Raw genomic sequence first — 16,221 nt, 5'->3', positions numbered from 1 at the left:
GCAAGGCGGAGCGTGCCCACCGTCTTCATCTGATCAGGAAAGATTGGTGGGCACGGCGCAAGAGCGCCTTTGCCCACCCTACGAGAGCTGCGTCCGGGGCACGAGGCCGCCCTACCCCTTCGGCGCCTGCTTCTCCGACGCGGTCGTCGGCTTGCCCTTCGCACCCGCACCGACGACACGCACTGCATCGCCGTCCGACAACCCGTCCGGCGGTGCCGTGATGACGCGGTCGTCCGCGGTGATCCCCGAGGCCAGCTCGATCTCGCGGCCGAGATCGCGGGCGATGGTCACGGGTTTGAACAGCACCTTGTCGTCCGCACCGACGGTGGCAACGCGCAGGCCGCTGCTGTTGAAGATCAGCGCGCTGGCGGGGATGCTGAGCGGCGCGGAATCGCGCTGGAGGTTGAGCTTCACGCTGGCATAGCCGCCGGGCATCAGCTCGCCTGAGGAATTGTCGAGCCCGAGCTGCATGCGCGTGGTGCCGGAGGCGACGTCGACGGCCTGCGAGGACGCCTCCACCGTCGCCTGGAAAGTCCGGTTCGGATACTCGGGCAGTGTGATCGTCGCCTTGGCGCCGATCTTGATCGCCGGCACGTAATTCTGGGGCACGTTGACATAGACGCGCAGCTTGGTGATGTCGGAGATCACGAACATCGCCGGGCCCGAGCCGCCACCGGCATTGATCAACGCGCCGACATCGGTGTCGCGCGCGGTGACGACGCCGTCGAACGGCGCGGTGATCTTCTTGTAGCCAGCCAACGCTTCCAGCCGCTCGACATTGGCCTTGCCCGAATTGACGGCGGCATTCTTGTTGGAGAGATCGGCGGTGCGCTCGTCGATCTCCTGCGCCGAGACGAAGTTGGAGGCGACCAGCGTCTTGCGCCGGTTCAGCGTTGCTTCCGACAGCCTGGCGCTGGCCTGCTGGCTGGCGAGGTCGGCTCTCGCCTGGAGCAGTTGCTGATCGAGGTCCGGCGCCTCGATCTCGGCGATCACCTGCCCGGCCTTGACGCGGGCGCCGATATCGGCGCTCCAGCTCTTCAGATAGCCCGACACGCGCGCGAAGATCGGCGCGCGATAATAGGCTTCCAGCCGGCCCGGCAGATCGATGGTGGCGTTGAGCGCCTTGGCGCTGGGCTGCGCCGCCGCGACGCTGGGAACGGCCTGATCGTCGGTCCATTCCTTCAGCCTGGAGCCCTGCTCCTCGCGCGCGCGGATGCCGGTGCCGACGACGAGGCCGGCCGCGATCAGCGCCACCACGCCGAAGATGCCCAGTTTCCGGTGCGAAACCGGGGAGCGGGGGTCAGTGGGCGACATGCGGGGTCTCCAATGGGGCGGCGGCTTTGGCGCCTTGCTTTTTGTGGACCATACTGAACACCACGGGAACGAACATCAGCGTGGCGAAGGTTGCAAAGATCAGGCCGCCGATCACGGCGCGGCCGAGCGGCGCGTTCTGCTCGCCGCCCTCACCCAGCCCCAGCGCCATCGGCGCCATGCCGATGATCATGGCGAGCGCGGTCATCAGCACCGGGCGGAACCGGACGAAGCCGGCTTCGAGCGCCGCGGCGACGGGATCGCCCAGCTCCTCGTAGCGCTCGCGTGCAAAGGAGATCACCAGCACGCTGTTGGCGGTCGCAACGCCCATGCACATGATGGCGCCGGTGAGCGCCGGGACCGACAGCGTGGTCCCGGTCGCGAACAGCATCCAGACGATGCCGGCGAGCGCGGCCGGCAGCGCCGTGATGATCACGAACGGATCGGACCAGGACTGGAAGTTCACCACGATCAGGAAATAGATCAGCACGACGGCGCCGAGCAGGCCGAACAACAGGCCGGTGAAGGCGCTGTTCATGGTCTGCACCTGTCCGAGCAGCACCACGGAGGAACCCTTCGGCACCTCCTTGGCGGTATCGGCAACCACCTTGCGGATATCGGCGGAGACCGCGCCGAGATCGCGGCCCGAGGTCGTCGCAAAGATCTGCACCATCGACTGGATGTCGTATTGCGAGACAACCGCGCTCGAGCTCGAACGCTTGATGTCGGCGATGCCGCCGAGGATTGGCGACTGCGCATTGCCGGCCGCGGTGATCGGCAGCGTCTGCAGCGCGCTCAGCGAATCGATCTGGTACTGCGGCGTCTGCATCACGATCGAGTAGGACACGCCGTTCTCGGGGTTGAGATAGTAGGTCGGCGCCACCTGCGAGGAGCCGGCGAGATTGACCACGAGGCTGTTGGTGACGTCGCGCTCGGTCAGGCCGACATATTGCGCGCGGGTGCGGTCGACATCGATGTTGAAGGTCGGAGCGTTCGGCGATTGCTGGATCCGCGCATCTGCAACGCCGGGGATCCTGCGGACTTTTGCCAGCAGATTGTTGGCGTAAGCGAAATTGGCACTGAGATTGGCGCCGCGGATCTGGAGATCGATCGGCGCCGGCGCGCCGAAATTCAGGATCTGGCTGACGATGTCTGCAGGGAGGAACGCGAAGCTGACGCCGGGGAACAGCCGCGGCAATTGCTCGCGCAGCACGCGCACGTGTTCCTCGGTCGGCTTGTGGCCCTCCCTCAGCTTGATCTGGATGTCGCCGTCCTGCGGGCCGATCACGCCGGTGTTGTTGTAGGTCATGTTGATGCCGGAGATCGGCATGCCGATGTTGTCGGTCATGGTCTCGATCTCGCCGGGGATCAGCTTGCGGACCGCCTTCTGCACGTCGGCGAGCTGGTTGGCGGTCTCCTCGACACGGGTGCCGACCTGGGTGCGGACATGCATCAGGATGTTGCCGGCGTCGACCGCGGGAAAGAAATTGCGGCCGAGGAACGGCACCAGCGCGAAGGAGGCGCCGACGACACAGAGGAAGCCGATCACGAACACCGCGCGGTGCGCCAGCGCCAGCCCGAGGAAGCCATGGTAACCGCCGCGGATGCGCTCGAACCGTGCCTCGAAGCCACGCTGGAACCAGACAAAAGGATTGCGCGATTTCGGCGGCCCGCCTTCGTGATGGACATGCGCCTGCAGCAGATAGTTTGCCATGGTCGGCACCAGCGTGCGCGACAGGATGAACGACCAGATCATCGCGAACATCACGGCTTCCGCCATCGGCACGAACAGGAAGCGCGCGACGCCCGAGAGGAAGAACATCGGCACGAACACGATGCAGATGCAGAGCAGCGACACGAAGGCCGGCGTCACGATCTGGTTGGCGCCGTCGAGGATCGACTGCTCGACCGGCTTGCCCTGCTCCAGATGGTAATTGATGTTCTCGATCGTGACGGTGGCGTCGTCGACGAGGATGCCGACGGCGAGCGCGAGCCCGCCGAGCGTCATGATATTGAGCGTCTCGCCGATCGCTGACAGCATGATGATGGCGCCCAGCACCGACAGCGGGATCGACACCGCGATGATGATGGTCGAGCGCCAGCTGCCGAGGAACAACAGGATCATGACGCTGGTGAGCAGCGCCGCGATCACGCCCTCGACCGCGACGCCTTGAATCGCGCCGCGCACGAACACCGACTGGTCGCCGATGAAGCCGATCTTGAGCGCGTCCGGGAGCTGGTCCTTGACCTCGATCACCTTCTGCTTGATGCCGGCGATGATATCGAGCGTCGAGGTCGCGCCCGCCTTCAGCACCATCATCAGCACCGAGCGGTTGCCGTCGACATGGACGATGTTGGTCTGGGGCGGATTGCCGTCGCGCACGGTGGCGACGTCGCGCACATAGACCATCGCGCCGTTCACCGTCTTGATCGGAAGGTTGCCGAGCTCGTCGATCCTGAGCGGCGAGTTGTTGAGCTGGATGTTGTACTCGAACTGGCCGATCTTCTGGGTGCCGACCGGCGTGATCAGGTTCTGCGCGGCGAGCGCATTGGCGACGTCCTGGCCGGACAGGCCGCGGGCCTGCAGCGCGGTGGGATCGAGGTCGATCTGGATCTGGCGCTGCTTGCCGCCGAACGGGTACGGGATCGCCGCGCCGGGCACGGTGACCAGCGGCGTGCGGAGCTGATTGATGCCGATGTCGGCGAGGTTCTGCTCGGTGAGCCCGTCGCCCGACAGCGCCACCTGGATGATCGGGACGGTGGAGGCCGAGTAGTTCAGGATCAAGGGCGGCGTCGCGCCTGGTGGCATCTGCTTGATCAGCGTCTGCGAGATCGCGGTGACTTGCGCGTTGGCGGTACGGATGTCGACGTTGGGCTGGAAGAAGATCTTGATGATACCAAAGCCGTTATAGGAATTGGCGGTGATGTGCTCGATGTCGTTGACCGTGGTCGTCAGCGCACGCTGGAACGGCGTCGTGATGCGGCCGGACATCTGGTCGGGCGGCAGGCCGGTGTACTGCCAGACCACGCCGATCACGGGAATGCGGATGTCCGGAAAGATGTCGGTCGGGGTCCGGAGCGCCGCGAGCGGTCCGATGATCAGCAGCAGGAGTGCCAGCACGACGAACGTATAGGGCCGGCTCAGGGCAATACGGACCAGAGCAATCATGCGCCAGGCAAATCCGGGTCAAGCGAGGATACGGAATCTGCCCCCACGGCGATCCCCATTTCCCTTTACCCGAGCACCGCCGGAAACGCTAATAACCAGAACTATCCTGCATTCACTTCCCTGCTACCGCACTGCGAAATCGACATCGCAGCTATGCGGCGGCCTGTCTCAGGCGGCGCGGACGGAGTTCAGGAACTTGCCGACCTCGAACTTGAGACGGTTGGAATCGCGGGACAGCATCTGCGCCGCCGACAGCACTTGCGAGGATGCCGAGCCGGTTTCGGAGGCGCCGCGCTGGACGTCGCCGACATTGGACGAGACCTGCTGGGTGCCCTGGGCGGCCTGCTGAACGTTGCGGGCGATCTCCTGTGTGGCCGCGCCCTGTTGCTCCACGGCCGCGGCGATCGCCGCAGCAATCTCCGACAGGCGCGCGATGGTGCCGCTGATCTCGCCGATGGCACTGACCGAATCCTGCGTCGCCGCCTGAATGCCGCCGACCTGCTGGCCGATCTCGCCGGTGGCCTTGGCCGTCTGCTCGGCGAGCGCCTTGACCTCGGAGGCCACGACGGCGAAGCCGCGACCCGCCTCGCCGGCCCGCGCCGCCTCGATCGTGGCATTGAGCGCCAGCAGATTGGTTTGGCCGGCGATCGCATTGATGAGCTCGACGACGTCGCCGATCCGCGATGCGGCCCGCGACAATTCGCTGACACGTTCGGTGGTGGCATGCGCCTGGCTGACCGCCTCGCTCGCGATCCGGGAGGAGTCCTGCACCTGGCGGCCGATCTCGCGCACCGAGGACGACATCTCCTCGGCCGCCGAGGCGACCGAATGAACGTTGCTGGAGGCGGCTTCCGAGCCGGATGCGACCACTGTCGCCAACTCCTGCGCGCGGGCCGCGGTCGAGGACAGCGTCGAGGCGGCCGCCTCGAGCTCGGTTGCGGCCGACGACACGGTCTCGACGATCTCGCCGATCGCGGCCTCGAAGCCGTCGGCGAGCTGGGTCATGTCGGCCTTGCGCTGCGTCTCGGCACGGCGCTGCACCGCCTGCACCTCGTCGCGGCTGAAGCGGATGATGGTCTGCACGGTCTGGAGGTTGCGCAGCGCCTCGCCGATCTCGTCGTCGCGCTCGATCACGATGCGGTTGTCGAGCTTGTCCTGCACGAGGTTGACCAGAGTGCCGTTGAGCTGCTGCATCGGCCCCTGGATCGCGCGCATGGTTGCAAGTCCCGCGAAACCGACGACGAGGGCGCCAACGACGGCCAGCGCGGACAGCATCAGGCTGGCCGAACCGCCGGAGGCGAGCGCGCCGCCGATGCCGAGCGCGAGCATGAACAACGTCTGGAGCGCCATCGTCGTGACGAGGCGCGCCCTCAGCGTGCCGGTGAAGACGCTGAAGCGGTCGAGCCACGAGCGGCGACGGATGATGCCGGCGTCGACGCGATAACCGTGCGGCTTCTTCTCGCGGATCGCGCCGTAGACCTCCTCGGCGAGCTTGCGCTGATCGGCCGGCAGTTTTGTGCGGATCGAGGTGTAACCCTTGACCTGGCCATTCTCCCGGATCGGCGAGGCAGTCGCCAGCACCCAATAGAAGTCACCGTTCTTGCGGCGGTTCTTCACCGCGCCAAGCCACGGCTTGCCGGCCTTCAGCGTGTCCCAGAGATTGTCGAACGCCTCCGGCGGCATGTCGGGGTGGCGTACGATATTGTGCGGCTGGCCCATTAGCTCGGCCGATGTGAAGCCGGCGGCCGCGATGAAGTCCTCGTTGAAGTAGCTGAGCTTGCCCTTGAGATCGGTGCGCGAAACGATCAGCGTCTCGTCGCTGACCGGATATTCGACATCGGTGACGGGAAAATTCTTGCGCATCGGAGCCCCAAATGAATTGATTATTTGTTCATTCCAATTCGGACGGCCGCTGTTCGAGTCGTCTTTGCGTTATTCTCATAAAGCGAATTTAACCAACCATGAAAGGGGAACCCCGTGCGCCTACGGGTGCTTCCCCATGATGCTACCTTTAGGCGAGATCATGCTACCGGCAGAAAAAGAAAACGAGCGGCGCTTTTGGCGCCGCTCGTTCCTGGAGGGATAGCTGTGTGCGAGAACTTACGCCGCGCGGACGTTGGTCAGGAACTTGCTGACCTCATTCTTCAGCCGCCCCGAATCGTTCGACAGCATTTGCGCCGCCGACAGCACCTGCGAGGAGGCCGTGCCGGTCTCGGTCGCGCCGCGCTGCACGTCGGTGATGTTGGAGGAGACCTGCTGGGTGCCCTGCGCGGCCTGCTGCACATTGCGGGCGATCTCCTGCGTCGCTGCGCCCTGCTCTTCCACCGCCGCTGCAATCGCCGACGAGATCTCCGAGAGGCGCTCGATGGTCGAGGAGATTTCCTTGATAGCGCCGACGGAGTCGTTGGTCGCCGCCTGGATGCCGGAGATCTGCTGACCGATCTCGCCGGTCGCCTTGGCGGTCTGCTCGGCGAGCGCCTTCACCTCGGAGGCCACCACGGCGAAACCGCGGCCAGCTTCACCGGCACGTGCTGCTTCGATGGTCGCGTTCAGCGCCAGCAGATTGGTCTGGCCGGCGATGGTGTTGATCAGCTCGACGACATCGCCGATGCGGGACGCCGCCTTGGACAACTCGCTGACGCGCTCGGTGGTGGCGCGCGCCTGGCCGACGGCATCGCCCGCCATCCGAGCCGATTCCTGCACCTGACGGCTGATCTCGCCGACCGACGAAGCCATCTCCTCGGTCGCCGAAGCCACCGACTGCACGTTGGTCGAGGCTTCCTCCGAAGCGCCGGCAACGGTGGTCGCCAGCCGCTGCGAACGGTCGGCGGTCGAAGTCAGCGTCGAGGCGGAGGCCTCTAACTGGGTCGAGGCCGACGACACGGTCTGGACGATCTCGCCGATCATGGTTTCGAATTCGCGGGTGATGTTGTCGACGCGGCGGCCGCGCTCGATCTTGGCTTCGGCATCCGCGGCCGCAGCCTCGTCGGCGGCCTTCTTGGCGATCAGCGCCTCCTTGAAGATCTGAAGCACGTCGGCCATGGCGCCGATCTCGGTCTTATCGCCCCGGTGCGGGACTTCGGCGGACAAGTCGCCCCTGCCCAGCGCCTGCATCGGCTCGATGATCGAGTTGATGCCCTTCGAGACGTCCTGGACGAGATAGAAGCCGACGCCGATGCCGATAATGACGGCGGCGCCGAGAATGACCGAGACCAGCATGAAAGCATAGGAGTAGCTGTCCGCAGCATCCTGAGCCGCCTGATCGCCCCCCTTGGTGTTGAGCTCGATGTCCTTCATCAGGACCTCATCCGACGCAAGACCGATCTTGTTGACGGTCTTGGTATTCAGCTCCTGCGCTTCGTGCGGGACCTTGCCGGCCTCCTTGCGCGAGAGCGCCATCACCTCCTCGGTGCCCTTCTTGTAGTCGTCCCAGAGTTTTGACCACTGGTTGTAGAGCGCCCGCTCCTCCGGCGAGGTGATCATTGCCTCATACCGGCCGCGGATCTTGGCCAGCGCTTCGATCACCGTCACACCCGTCTTCTCGTTGGCGAACTTCTCGTCCAGCGTTTCAGACAGCATGTGCTGGCGGACCACGTTGCGATAGGTAATGACGCTCGCCCGAAGTTCGCCGAGCACCCGCACACTGGGCATCCAGTTCGTGGTGATGTCGGTGGTGTTGGCGTTCATCGACCGCATTTTCATGACGGCCAGGAGACCCATGCCGGCCATTGCGACAAGCAGGAACGCCACGACACTGATGATCTTGGCGCGGATGGAAATGGTGGCGAGCATAATCGGGTCTCTTTGTGCTGGCGCGGTGCGCGTCCGGAAGTTTTACGAATCAACCAAAGGGAGCGGCACCAACATCCAACACCAGGGCACCTGCGCAGATGTTAACTACGACTCCGTACGAGTACGGAGCCTCAAAGAGATGAACACGTCGCTAAAAATGCTCTGCGCTCAGCGCATGAGCCTAAGCGCATCGGAGAAAAATTCAGCGCCGCCGAAGTTTCCGGACTTCAGAGCGAGCAGCATGTCGGCTTGCGCGCCCACCGCATGCAGCACCGGGACACCTGCCGCGATTTCTACTCCCACGAGAAATCCGGGAATCTTCAACCGATCGACCACGGCACCGGAGGTCTCGCCGCCGGCAACGATCAGTCGCCGCACCCCTGATTTTACAAGGCTCTCCGCGATGTCGGCCATGGTCTGCTCGATCGCATGGCCGGCTGCGTCGCGGCCGTGCCGCGCCTGCAGCGCGGCGACCTGATCGGGCGTCGCGCTCGAGACGATCAGCACCGGACCTTCCGCAAGCCGCGGCCTCGCCCAGTCCAACGCACGCTGTGCTTCGCCGGCCCCCGTAATGATACGGTCAGGATCGAGATGAAGCACCGGCATGACGCGCTCGGCGTTGGCGATCTGCTGAAGCGTCGCCTGAGAGCAGCTTCCGGCGAGGCAGGCCGCCGGTCCACCGACGGCAGCGCCGGTCTCGCCGTTCGCCCTGGCCGATTTGACTTTACCCGTCGACACCAGCGCACGCGCGAGCCCGAGGCCGATGCCGGAGGCGCCGACCGACAGCCGGTGTTCGGCGGCAACGAGGCCGATGGTCTCGAGGTCGCGGTCGAAGACCGCGTCGATGATGGCAGCGCCGATGCCCTTGTCCGCCAGCTCGGCCAGCCGTGCCCGCACGGCGTCTGCGCCGCGGGTGACGGTGGCGAGGTCGACGAGACCGATCTGCGTCCCGCTCTGGCGCGCCAGCACGCGCACCAGGTTGGAATCGTGCATCGGGTTGAGCGGATGGTCCTTCAGCGGGCTCTCGTTGAGCGGCACGGCGCCGACGAAAAGGTTGCCCTGGTAGACGGTGCGGCCGGTCTCCGGGAAGGCTGGCGTCACCAGCACGGCACCTTCGCCGCTATCGGCACGCAGCGCGTCCATCACCGGACCGATATTGCCTGAAACGGTGGAATCGAAGGTCGAGCAGATCTTGAACAGCACGTGGCCGGCGCCGCGGCCGCGCAGCCACTGATCCGCCGCACGCGAACGCGACACGGCAAGGCCGGCCTCGATCGAGCGGCTCTTCAGCGACACCACGACGGCATCGACCTCGGGCAGCGCGAGATCGTCCGCGGGCACGCCGATGGTCTGCACGGTGCGCAGGCCCGCGCGTGTCAGAGTGTTGGCGAGATCGGAAGCGCCGGTGTAGTCGTCGGCGATGCAGCCCAACGCAAGTGTCACGGCTTCACTCCTGCATAAGGCTTGAACCAGGCAAGGCCATCGGTGGTCTTGCCGCGCGGATTGTACTCGCAGCCGACGAAGCCGGCATAGCCGAGCCGGTCGAGCTCTTCGAACAGGAACGGGTAGTTCAACTCCTCCCCGTCAGGCTCGTTACGCGAGGGGATGCTGGCGATCTGGATATGGCCGATGATCGGCATCATCTCGCGCAACCGCATCGTGACGTCGCCATGGATGATCTGGCAGTGATAGATGTCGAACTGGAGCTTGAGGTTCGGAAGCCTCAGCTCCTGGATCAGATCGCGCGCGAAGCCGAAATCGTTGAGAAAGTAGCCGGGTACGTTGCGCGCATTGATCGGCTCGAGCACGATGTCGATGCCGTGCGGGGCGAAGAACTCCGCAGCCCATGCCACCGATTTGTAGAACGCCTCGATCGCGACGCGCTCGCCGCGGTTGGCGATGCCGGCCATCAGGTGCAGGCGCTTGACGCCGGTCGCCTTGGCGTAAGGCAGCGCCGTCTCCAGGCCCGCCTTGAGATCGGAGAAGCGCGAGGGGAGCGCCGCAAAGCCCTTCTCGCCGGCGTTCCAGTCGCCCGGCGGCAGGTTGAACAGCGCCTGGGTCAGGCCGTTGCGCTTGAGGCGCTCGCCGACCGCCTCGGCGGGATGCTCATAGGGAAAGAGAAACTCGACCGCAGTGAAGCCGGCTGAAGCGGCGGCATCGAAGCGATCGAGGAACGGCACCTCGGTGAACATCATCGAGAGATTGGCGGCGAAACGGGGCATTGGAGTCCTCTTCGTTACTTGTCGCCGGGCAGCTTGACGCCGGTGACCTGCGCATACATCCGCGCCACCGAGGCGTCGTCGTCCCGGCCCATGCCGGCGGCTGATGTCATCAGAAACATCTGGAGTGCGGCAGCGGAGACCGGCACCGGGAACCTGGCACTGCGCGCCATGTCCTGGATGATGCCGAGATCCTTGACGAAAATTTCGACCGCGCTGCGCGGCGTGTAGTCGCCGTCCAGCACGTGCGGCATGCGGTTCTCGAACATCCAGGAATTGCCGGCCGAGGCCGTGATCACCTCGTAGACCTTGCGGATGTCGAGGCCCTGCTTGGCGGCGAATGCCATCGCCTCCGAGGCGGCGGCGATGTGCACGCCGGCGAGCAGCTGGTTGATCATCTTGAAGGCAGCGCCCTGGCCAGCGGCATCGCCGAGCTCGTAGAGCTTCGCGGCCATGGCATCGAGCGCGGGCCGTGCCTTCGCGAACGCTGTGGGGCTGCCGGAGGCGAGGATCGTCAGCTCGCCTTGCGCGGCGCGCTGCGCTCCGCCGGAAATCGGAGCATCCAGATAATGCCGGCCGGTTGCCTCCAGCTGCTTGGCAAGACGTCGCGCCACGTCCGGGTCCATCGTGGCGGAGGATACGAAGACGCTGCCTTCGGGCATGGTCTCGGCGGCCCCATCCTTGCCGAACAGGACGGCTTCCGTCTGCGCGGCATTGACGACGACGCTGACGACGATGTCCGCGCCCTTGGCCGCCTCGGCCGGCGTTTTGGCACCCGCACCGCCATCCTTCACGAAACGCGCCACCGCCTCGGCCGAAACGTCGTAGCCGGTGACGGCGTGACCGGCGCGCTTCAGCGAGGTCGCCATGCCAAACCCCATCGAGCCGAGCCCGATGACCGCGATGCGCTGATTTTGTGACGTGGAGGCGGACATGCAACTAACCCTTGCGAACGTTTCCCGGACGGCCGGCTTTTGCGGCGGCTCGGCGAACCGATATCACGGCTTGGCCGCGCTGCCAAAGCGTGAGACAAGCGGACATGACGGCCATGAGAACCGACACGAGCAACGAGACGAGGCTGCGCGAGGATATCTGCCGGTTCGGCCGGTCCCTGTTCGAGCGTGGTCTGACGCCGGGCTCCTCCGGCAATATCAGCGTCAGGCTCGATGGCGGCGGCTGGCTGGTGACGCCGACCAACGCCTCGCTCGGCTTTCTCGATCCCGCAAAACTGTCACGGCTGGACGACCAGGGACGGTTGGTATCGGGCGATGCGCCGACCAAGGAGGTTCCGCTCCATACCGCGCTCTACGACACGCGCGGCAGTGCGCGCGCGATCGTGCATCTGCACTCCACCCATTCGGTCGCGCTCTCGATGCTGCCCGAGATCGACCCGCGCGCCGCGCTGCCGCCGATGACGGCCTATTATCTGATGAAATGCGGCGCCACCGCGCTCGTCCCGTACTACCGCCCCGGCGATCCCGCGGTCGCCGACGCGATCAAGGGACTGGCGGGGAAATATTCATCGGTGCTGCTCGCCAATCACGGCCCGGTGGTTGCCGGCGACACGCTGGAAGCGGCGGTGTTCGCCACGGAGGAGCTGGAGGAGACGGCGAAGCTGTACCTGCTGCTGCGCGGGATGAACCCGCGCTATCTGTCGCCGGAACAGGTGGCCGATCTGGTGAAGGTGTTCGGGGTGACGCTGCCGGAGCATGGGCACGGCGATTGAGCCCCGCTCTAACCTCGTCATAACGCAGCGAGGCAAGAATCCCTCCGCGGAAAGACTCTGGATTGCTTTGCTACGCTCGCAATGACGCGGGGTGTGGCGACGGATTAGCCCACATGAGCGGAGCGATATGCGGGACCTGCGGACCGGAATTGATTTGCATTGCCGGGATCGCGAGCACATGATCCCCCTGTAATTGACTGAAGGAGTTGTTTCATCGATCGCTGGGAGAATTGTCATGGATTTCAAAGTATCCTGCGCCTTCCTCTCTGCCGCCTGCTTTATTGTCTTGTCACTTTCCGCAAACGCCCAGACGTCCGGGCGCGGCGGCGTCCCCGATCTCAAGGTCGAGGCCAACTGCAAGGCAACTCAGGAGATCGACAAGTCGCTGACCGAGCCGCAGTCCTACGAGGCCTGCATGAGCGACGAGCAGACCGCACAGCAACAGCTCGGGTCCATCTGGACGACAACGCCGGAGACAATTCGCATCCAATGCTACACCGAGGCCTCCGCCGGTGGCATCGAAAGCTATGTCGACCTGCTCTCATGCATTCAGATGAATGGCTTCGGGCAACCTTCGGCACCAGCGCCGACGCTGCGTGGCGCAAGCAAGAACCGGAACAAGAAACAATCAGGATAGGGATCGTAGCGAGCGGCTACAATCCGAGATACGCCTTCCTCACGTCGGGATTGCCCCTGATCTCAGCCGCGGGGCCCTGCATCAGCACGCGGCCGGTTTGCAGGATGTAGGCGCGGTCGGCGATCTCCAGGCACTCGGCCATGCGCTGCTCGACGATCAGAACGGTCATGCCGGCATCGCGGATGCGCTTTACGGCCTGAAAAATCTCGTCGACCAATTTCGGCATGATGCCCTGCGAGGGCTCGTCCAGCATCAACAGGCGCGGGCGCGTCATCAGCGCGCGGCCGATCGCCAGCATCTGCTGCTCGCCGCCGCTGAGCGTTTCGGCGCGCTGCTCCAGGCGTTCAGCCAGGCGTGGAAACAGCTGGAAGACGAGATCGAGCGGTCCTTCGCGGTTCGCCTCGCCACGGTAGAGATAGCTGCCGAGACGCAGATTGTCGCGCACCGACAGGCGCGGGAACAGGCGGCGATTCTCCGGCACATAGGCAATGCCGGTCGCCGTGATGTGGTGCTGCGCCATGCCGTCGAGGCGCTTGCCGTCGAACGTCACGGTGCCTGAGCGCGGACGCTCGGCACCGGCGATGGATTTGAGCAGCGTCGACTTGCCCGCGCCATTGGCGCCGGCGACGCAGACGATCTCGCCCTTCTGAACCTCGATCGAGATCGAGGAGATCGCGACTAGGCCTTGATAGGCGGTCGTGACTTCACGCACCGACAGCATGACGATCTCCCAGATATGCGCTGATCACCTTGGGATCGCGAACGACATCGGCGGGCTTGCCCTCGACCAGCACCTTGCCGAGATCGAGCACGATGGCGCGGTCGACCAACGGCATCACGATTTCCATGACATGCTCGACCATCAACACGGTGATGCCGGCATCGCGCACCTTGCGCACCAGCGCGACACCGGTCTGCGCCTCGGTCGGCGTCAGCCCGGTGAGGACTTCGTCGAGCAGCAGCAGTTTCGGCTCGGTCGCGAGCGCACGGGCGACTTCGAGCCGGCGTTTCTCGGCGGGCACGAGGTCGCTGGCAAGCACGTCGGCGCGCGCAGCGAGGCCGGTGAACTCCAAGACCTCATGCGCCTTGCGACGGGCTTCGCGCATCACGGTGTTGCGCACCAGCGCACCGACGATGACGTTGTCGATGACAGTCATGGTCTCGAAGCTCTTGACCACCTGGAAGGTGCGCCCTACCCCGCGCTGGCAGCGTTCGGCCGCCGGCATGTGGGTGACATCCTCGCCGTCGAATAGAATCGAGCCTTGCGTCGGCGGCAGAACGCCGGCGATGAGATTGAACAGCGTCGACTTGCCGGCGCCGTTCGGGCCGATCAGGCCGACGATCTCACCGCGGCCGACCGAGATCGAGACGTCGCTGTTGGCGACGAGGCCGCCGAACCGCTGCCAGACGCCGCGGGTTTCAAGAAGCGCGGTCATCGTGCGGCCCCCGTCTTCTTCGGGCGTGAGAACAGGCTGAGCAGTCCCCGCGGCAAGGCCAGCGAGATCAGGACGATCAGCGTGCCATAGACGATGAGGTCGACGCCGCGCCCGGAGCCCCCGAACTTGAAGCGGGTCAGCTCCGTCAGCGGGATCAGAATGGCGGCGCCGAGCACCGGGCCCCACAGGGTGCCGATGCCGCCGAGCACGGCGGGCAGCGCCATTAAGAGCGAAAACTGGAAGCCCATGACGCTTTCAGGATCGATGTAGGAGACGAACTGGGCATAGAAGCTGCCACCCACCGCGACCAGGAAGGCGGAGACGGCGGCCGCGCCCATCTTGGAATTGAAGACGTCGACACCGAGGCTTTCGGCCGCCTCCGGATTGTCCTTCACCGCCCGCCACCAAAATCCCCATTTGGAGTTCTCCAGCCACCAGGTGACGAACCAGGCGAGGCAGCACAGCGCCAGCGCGAAATAGAAGTACGGCAGCTTGGTGCGCAGAAACTGGAATTTCAGCCAGCTGTCGCCGCGGATCGGGATGGTGATGCCCATCGCGGCGCCGGCCCATTCCCAGTTGTGGAACAGAAGCAAGCCGATCTCGGCGATGACGATGGTGGCGATCACGAAGTAATGGCCGCGCAGGCGGAAGAAAGGATAACCGAGCCCCATCGCGATCAGCGCCGACACCACGCCGCCCGCCAGCATGCCGAACCAGGGCAGCACGCCGAACTTCGTGAACAGCAGCTCGGTGGTGTAGGCACCCAGGCCGAAATACAGCGCGTGCCCGAGCGAGATCTGCCCGCAATAGCCGGACAGGATGTTCCAGCTCTGCGACAGCCCCGCATACATCAGGGTCAGGATCAGGATGTTCTGGACGACGACGTCCTTCACGAACAATGGCGTCAGCGCGGCAATCACGGCGAGCACCGCGGCGATGATGAGGTCGCGGCGGCGCCGCGCAGCAAAATCCTTGTCCATCAGATCGATCCGAACAGGCCGCGCGGCCGGATGAAGACGACCAGCAGGTAAACCGCGTAGATGCCGACCGATTTCAGCGACGGCGGCAGCACCAGCGCGGTGACCGCTTCGACGAGGCCGACGATGATGCCGCCGGCAAAGGCGCCGAACACGCTGCCGAAGCCGCCGAGCGCCACCGTGACATAGGCGATCAGCGCAAAGGACGCGCCGACATCGGGATAGATATAGAAGAAGCTTGCCATGATCGCTCCGGCGAGACCGACCAGCGCGGCACCGAGGCCCCAGCCGAACGCGAACACGCGGTTCTTGTCGATGCCGACCAGCGCGACCGCACCGGGATCTTCACGGGTGGCTTCCAGCGCGCGGCCGAAATCGGTGCGATGGATGAAGAAGTAGAGGCCGGCAAAGGCGAGAATCGAGACCAGCGCGCCGACCAGCTGCGGCTCCGGCAGGAAGATGCCGGCGACCGAGATGGTTTTGCCGCCGAGCCAGGATTGCGGAATGCTGCGATAATCCGGCGTGAAGAAGAACTGCGCCAGGCCCCGCATCACGATGGCAAGGCCGAAGGTGGTGAAGATCTGCACCATGCCGGCGTTGGCCTTGGCCCGCATGGCAAAGCGTACAATGAGCAGGTAGATCACCGCTCCGAAGATAAAGAGCGCCGCGGCGACCAACGGCGCCGACAGCAAGGGGTCGATCGCGAAGAACGCGAACAGGAAGAAGGACAGGTACATCGCGATCATCAGGAACTCGCCATGGGCGAAGTTCGTGACGTCCATCAGGCCGAAGATCAGCGCGAGGCCGACCGCGATCAGTCCGTACAGCAGGCCCATCAGAAGGCCGCTGGCAAGACTCTGAATAATGGCTTGGGCTGTCAAAAGTCTGTCCCCCGAAATAGATCCTCATCCCGAGGAGCGCGCACAAGCGCGCGTCTCGAAGGATGGCCCAGCC

Annotated in this window: 13 protein-coding genes; 2 read left to right on the top strand and 11 right to left on the bottom strand. The window is 64.9% G+C overall.

Features of this window, described 5'->3' with window-relative positions; genetic code table 11:
* Positions 1–111: 111 nt before the first annotated feature.
* From GGD61_RS33930 to ltnD, 7 genes are all read right to left on the bottom strand, one after another.
* Complete coding sequence (locus GGD61_RS33930) at positions 112–1,314, bottom strand: efflux RND transporter periplasmic adaptor subunit (RefSeq protein WP_183231920.1); 1,203 nt, start codon at positions 1,312–1,314, stop codon at positions 112–114.
* Positions 1,301–4,480, bottom strand: a complete 3,180-nt coding sequence (locus tag GGD61_RS33925; protein ID WP_183231919.1) for an efflux RND transporter permease subunit — start codon at positions 4,478–4,480, stop codon at positions 1,301–1,303. Before GGD61_RS33925 ends, GGD61_RS33930 begins: the two co-directional genes overlap by 14 nt.
* A 168-nt stretch (positions 4,481–4,648) precedes the next feature.
* Positions 4,649–6,343, bottom strand: a complete 1,695-nt coding sequence (locus tag GGD61_RS33920) for a methyl-accepting chemotaxis protein (RefSeq protein WP_092259481.1) — start codon at positions 6,341–6,343, stop codon at positions 4,649–4,651.
* Positions 6,344–6,580: 237 nt separating this feature from the next.
* On the bottom strand, positions 6,581–8,272 hold the full coding sequence (locus GGD61_RS33915; RefSeq protein ID WP_092259484.1) for a methyl-accepting chemotaxis protein: 1,692 nt from the start codon (positions 8,270–8,272) through the stop codon (positions 6,581–6,583).
* 168 nt (positions 8,273–8,440) lie between these two features.
* Positions 8,441–9,715, bottom strand: coding sequence for a 3-oxo-tetronate kinase (gene otnK, locus GGD61_RS33910; RefSeq protein ID WP_092259487.1), 1,275 nt, complete (start codon positions 9,713–9,715; stop codon positions 8,441–8,443).
* Positions 9,712–10,494: a 2-oxo-tetronate isomerase gene (otnI, locus tag GGD61_RS33905; protein ID WP_091953525.1), complete on the bottom strand. Its 783-nt coding sequence runs from the start codon at positions 10,492–10,494 to the stop codon at positions 9,712–9,714. The genes otnK and otnI overlap by 4 nt, the downstream gene beginning before the upstream one ends.
* A 14-nt stretch (positions 10,495–10,508) precedes the next feature.
* Positions 10,509–11,426 carry an L-threonate dehydrogenase gene (gene ltnD, locus GGD61_RS33900; protein WP_092259490.1) on the bottom strand — a complete coding sequence of 306 codons (918 nt, stop codon included), beginning with the start codon at positions 11,424–11,426 and terminating at the stop codon, positions 10,509–10,511.
* A 104-nt stretch (positions 11,427–11,530) separates the two neighbouring features.
* Here ltnD and GGD61_RS33895 point away from each other — a divergent pair, with 104 nt between their 5' ends.
* Positions 11,531–12,217 carry an aldolase gene (locus GGD61_RS33895; RefSeq protein ID WP_177237244.1) on the top strand — a complete coding sequence of 229 codons (687 nt, stop codon included), beginning with the start codon at positions 11,531–11,533 and terminating at the stop codon, positions 12,215–12,217.
* Between the two features lie 235 nt (positions 12,218–12,452).
* Positions 12,453–12,854: a hypothetical protein gene (locus GGD61_RS33890; RefSeq protein WP_018315622.1), complete on the top strand. Its 402-nt coding sequence runs from the start codon at positions 12,453–12,455 to the stop codon at positions 12,852–12,854.
* A 16-nt stretch (positions 12,855–12,870) separates the two neighbouring features.
* On the opposite strand, the gene GGD61_RS33885 is transcribed toward GGD61_RS33890, so the two are convergent.
* The 4 genes from GGD61_RS33885 to GGD61_RS33870 are packed head-to-tail and all read right to left on the bottom strand — an operon-like array spanning position 12,871 to position 16,103.
* A complete protein-coding gene (locus GGD61_RS33885) occupies positions 12,871–13,575 on the bottom strand; it encodes an ABC transporter ATP-binding protein (RefSeq protein ID WP_018315621.1) in 705 nt (234 codons plus the stop codon).
* Complete coding sequence (locus GGD61_RS33880) at positions 13,559–14,290, bottom strand: ABC transporter ATP-binding protein (RefSeq protein ID WP_018315620.1); 732 nt, start codon at positions 14,288–14,290, stop codon at positions 13,559–13,561. The genes GGD61_RS33885 and GGD61_RS33880 overlap by 17 nt, the downstream gene beginning before the upstream one ends.
* Positions 14,287–15,270, bottom strand: a complete 984-nt coding sequence (locus GGD61_RS33875) for a branched-chain amino acid ABC transporter permease (RefSeq protein ID WP_018315619.1) — start codon at positions 15,268–15,270, stop codon at positions 14,287–14,289. Before GGD61_RS33875 ends, GGD61_RS33880 begins: the two co-directional genes overlap by 4 nt.
* Positions 15,270–16,103 carry a branched-chain amino acid ABC transporter permease gene (locus tag GGD61_RS33870; RefSeq protein WP_244550725.1) on the bottom strand — a complete coding sequence of 278 codons (834 nt, stop codon included), beginning with the start codon at positions 16,101–16,103 and terminating at the stop codon, positions 15,270–15,272. Before GGD61_RS33870 ends, GGD61_RS33875 begins: the two co-directional genes overlap by 1 nt.
* Between the last annotated feature and the right edge of the window lie 118 nt (positions 16,104–16,221).

The organism is Bradyrhizobium sp. SBR1B (assembly GCF_014198205.1).
Lineage (GTDB): Bacteria > Pseudomonadota > Alphaproteobacteria > Rhizobiales > Xanthobacteraceae > Bradyrhizobium.
The sequence above is the reverse complement of the archived record's forward strand: the minus strand, read 5'-3'. Positions and strand labels throughout refer to the sequence as shown.

Excerpts from the sequence above, each read along its gene's own strand:
- GGD61_RS33930 (WP_183231920.1), bottom strand. The coding sequence starts at position 1,314 with ATGTCGCCCACTGACCCCCGCTCCCCGGTTTCGCACCGGAAACTGGGC.
- GGD61_RS33925 (WP_183231919.1), bottom strand. The coding sequence starts at position 4,480 with ATGATTGCTCTGGTCCGTATTGCCCTGAGCCGGCCCTATACGTTCGTC.
- GGD61_RS33920 (WP_092259481.1), bottom strand. The coding sequence starts at position 6,343 with ATGCGCAAGAATTTTCCCGTCACCGATGTCGAATATCCGGTCAGCGAC.
- GGD61_RS33915 (WP_092259484.1), bottom strand. The coding sequence starts at position 8,272 with ATGCTCGCCACCATTTCCATCCGCGCCAAGATCATCAGTGTCGTGGCG.
- otnI (WP_091953525.1), bottom strand. The coding sequence starts at position 10,494 with ATGCCCCGTTTCGCCGCCAATCTCTCGATGATGTTCACCGAGGTGCCG.
- ltnD (WP_092259490.1), bottom strand. The coding sequence starts at position 11,426 with ATGTCCGCCTCCACGTCACAAAATCAGCGCATCGCGGTCATCGGGCTC.
- GGD61_RS33895 (WP_177237244.1), top strand. The coding sequence starts at position 11,531 with ATGACGGCCATGAGAACCGACACGAGCAACGAGACGAGGCTGCGCGAG.
- GGD61_RS33890 (WP_018315622.1), top strand. The coding sequence starts at position 12,453 with ATGGATTTCAAAGTATCCTGCGCCTTCCTCTCTGCCGCCTGCTTTATT.
- GGD61_RS33885 (WP_018315621.1), bottom strand. The coding sequence starts at position 13,575 with ATGCTGTCGGTGCGTGAAGTCACGACCGCCTATCAAGGCCTAGTCGCG.
- GGD61_RS33880 (WP_018315620.1), bottom strand. The coding sequence starts at position 14,290 with ATGACCGCGCTTCTTGAAACCCGCGGCGTCTGGCAGCGGTTCGGCGGC.
- GGD61_RS33875 (WP_018315619.1), bottom strand. The coding sequence starts at position 15,270 with ATGGACAAGGATTTTGCTGCGCGGCGCCGCCGCGACCTCATCATCGCC.
- GGD61_RS33870 (WP_244550725.1), bottom strand. The coding sequence starts at position 16,103 with ATGGGCCTGCTGTACGGACTGATCGCGGTCGGCCTCGCGCTGATCTTC.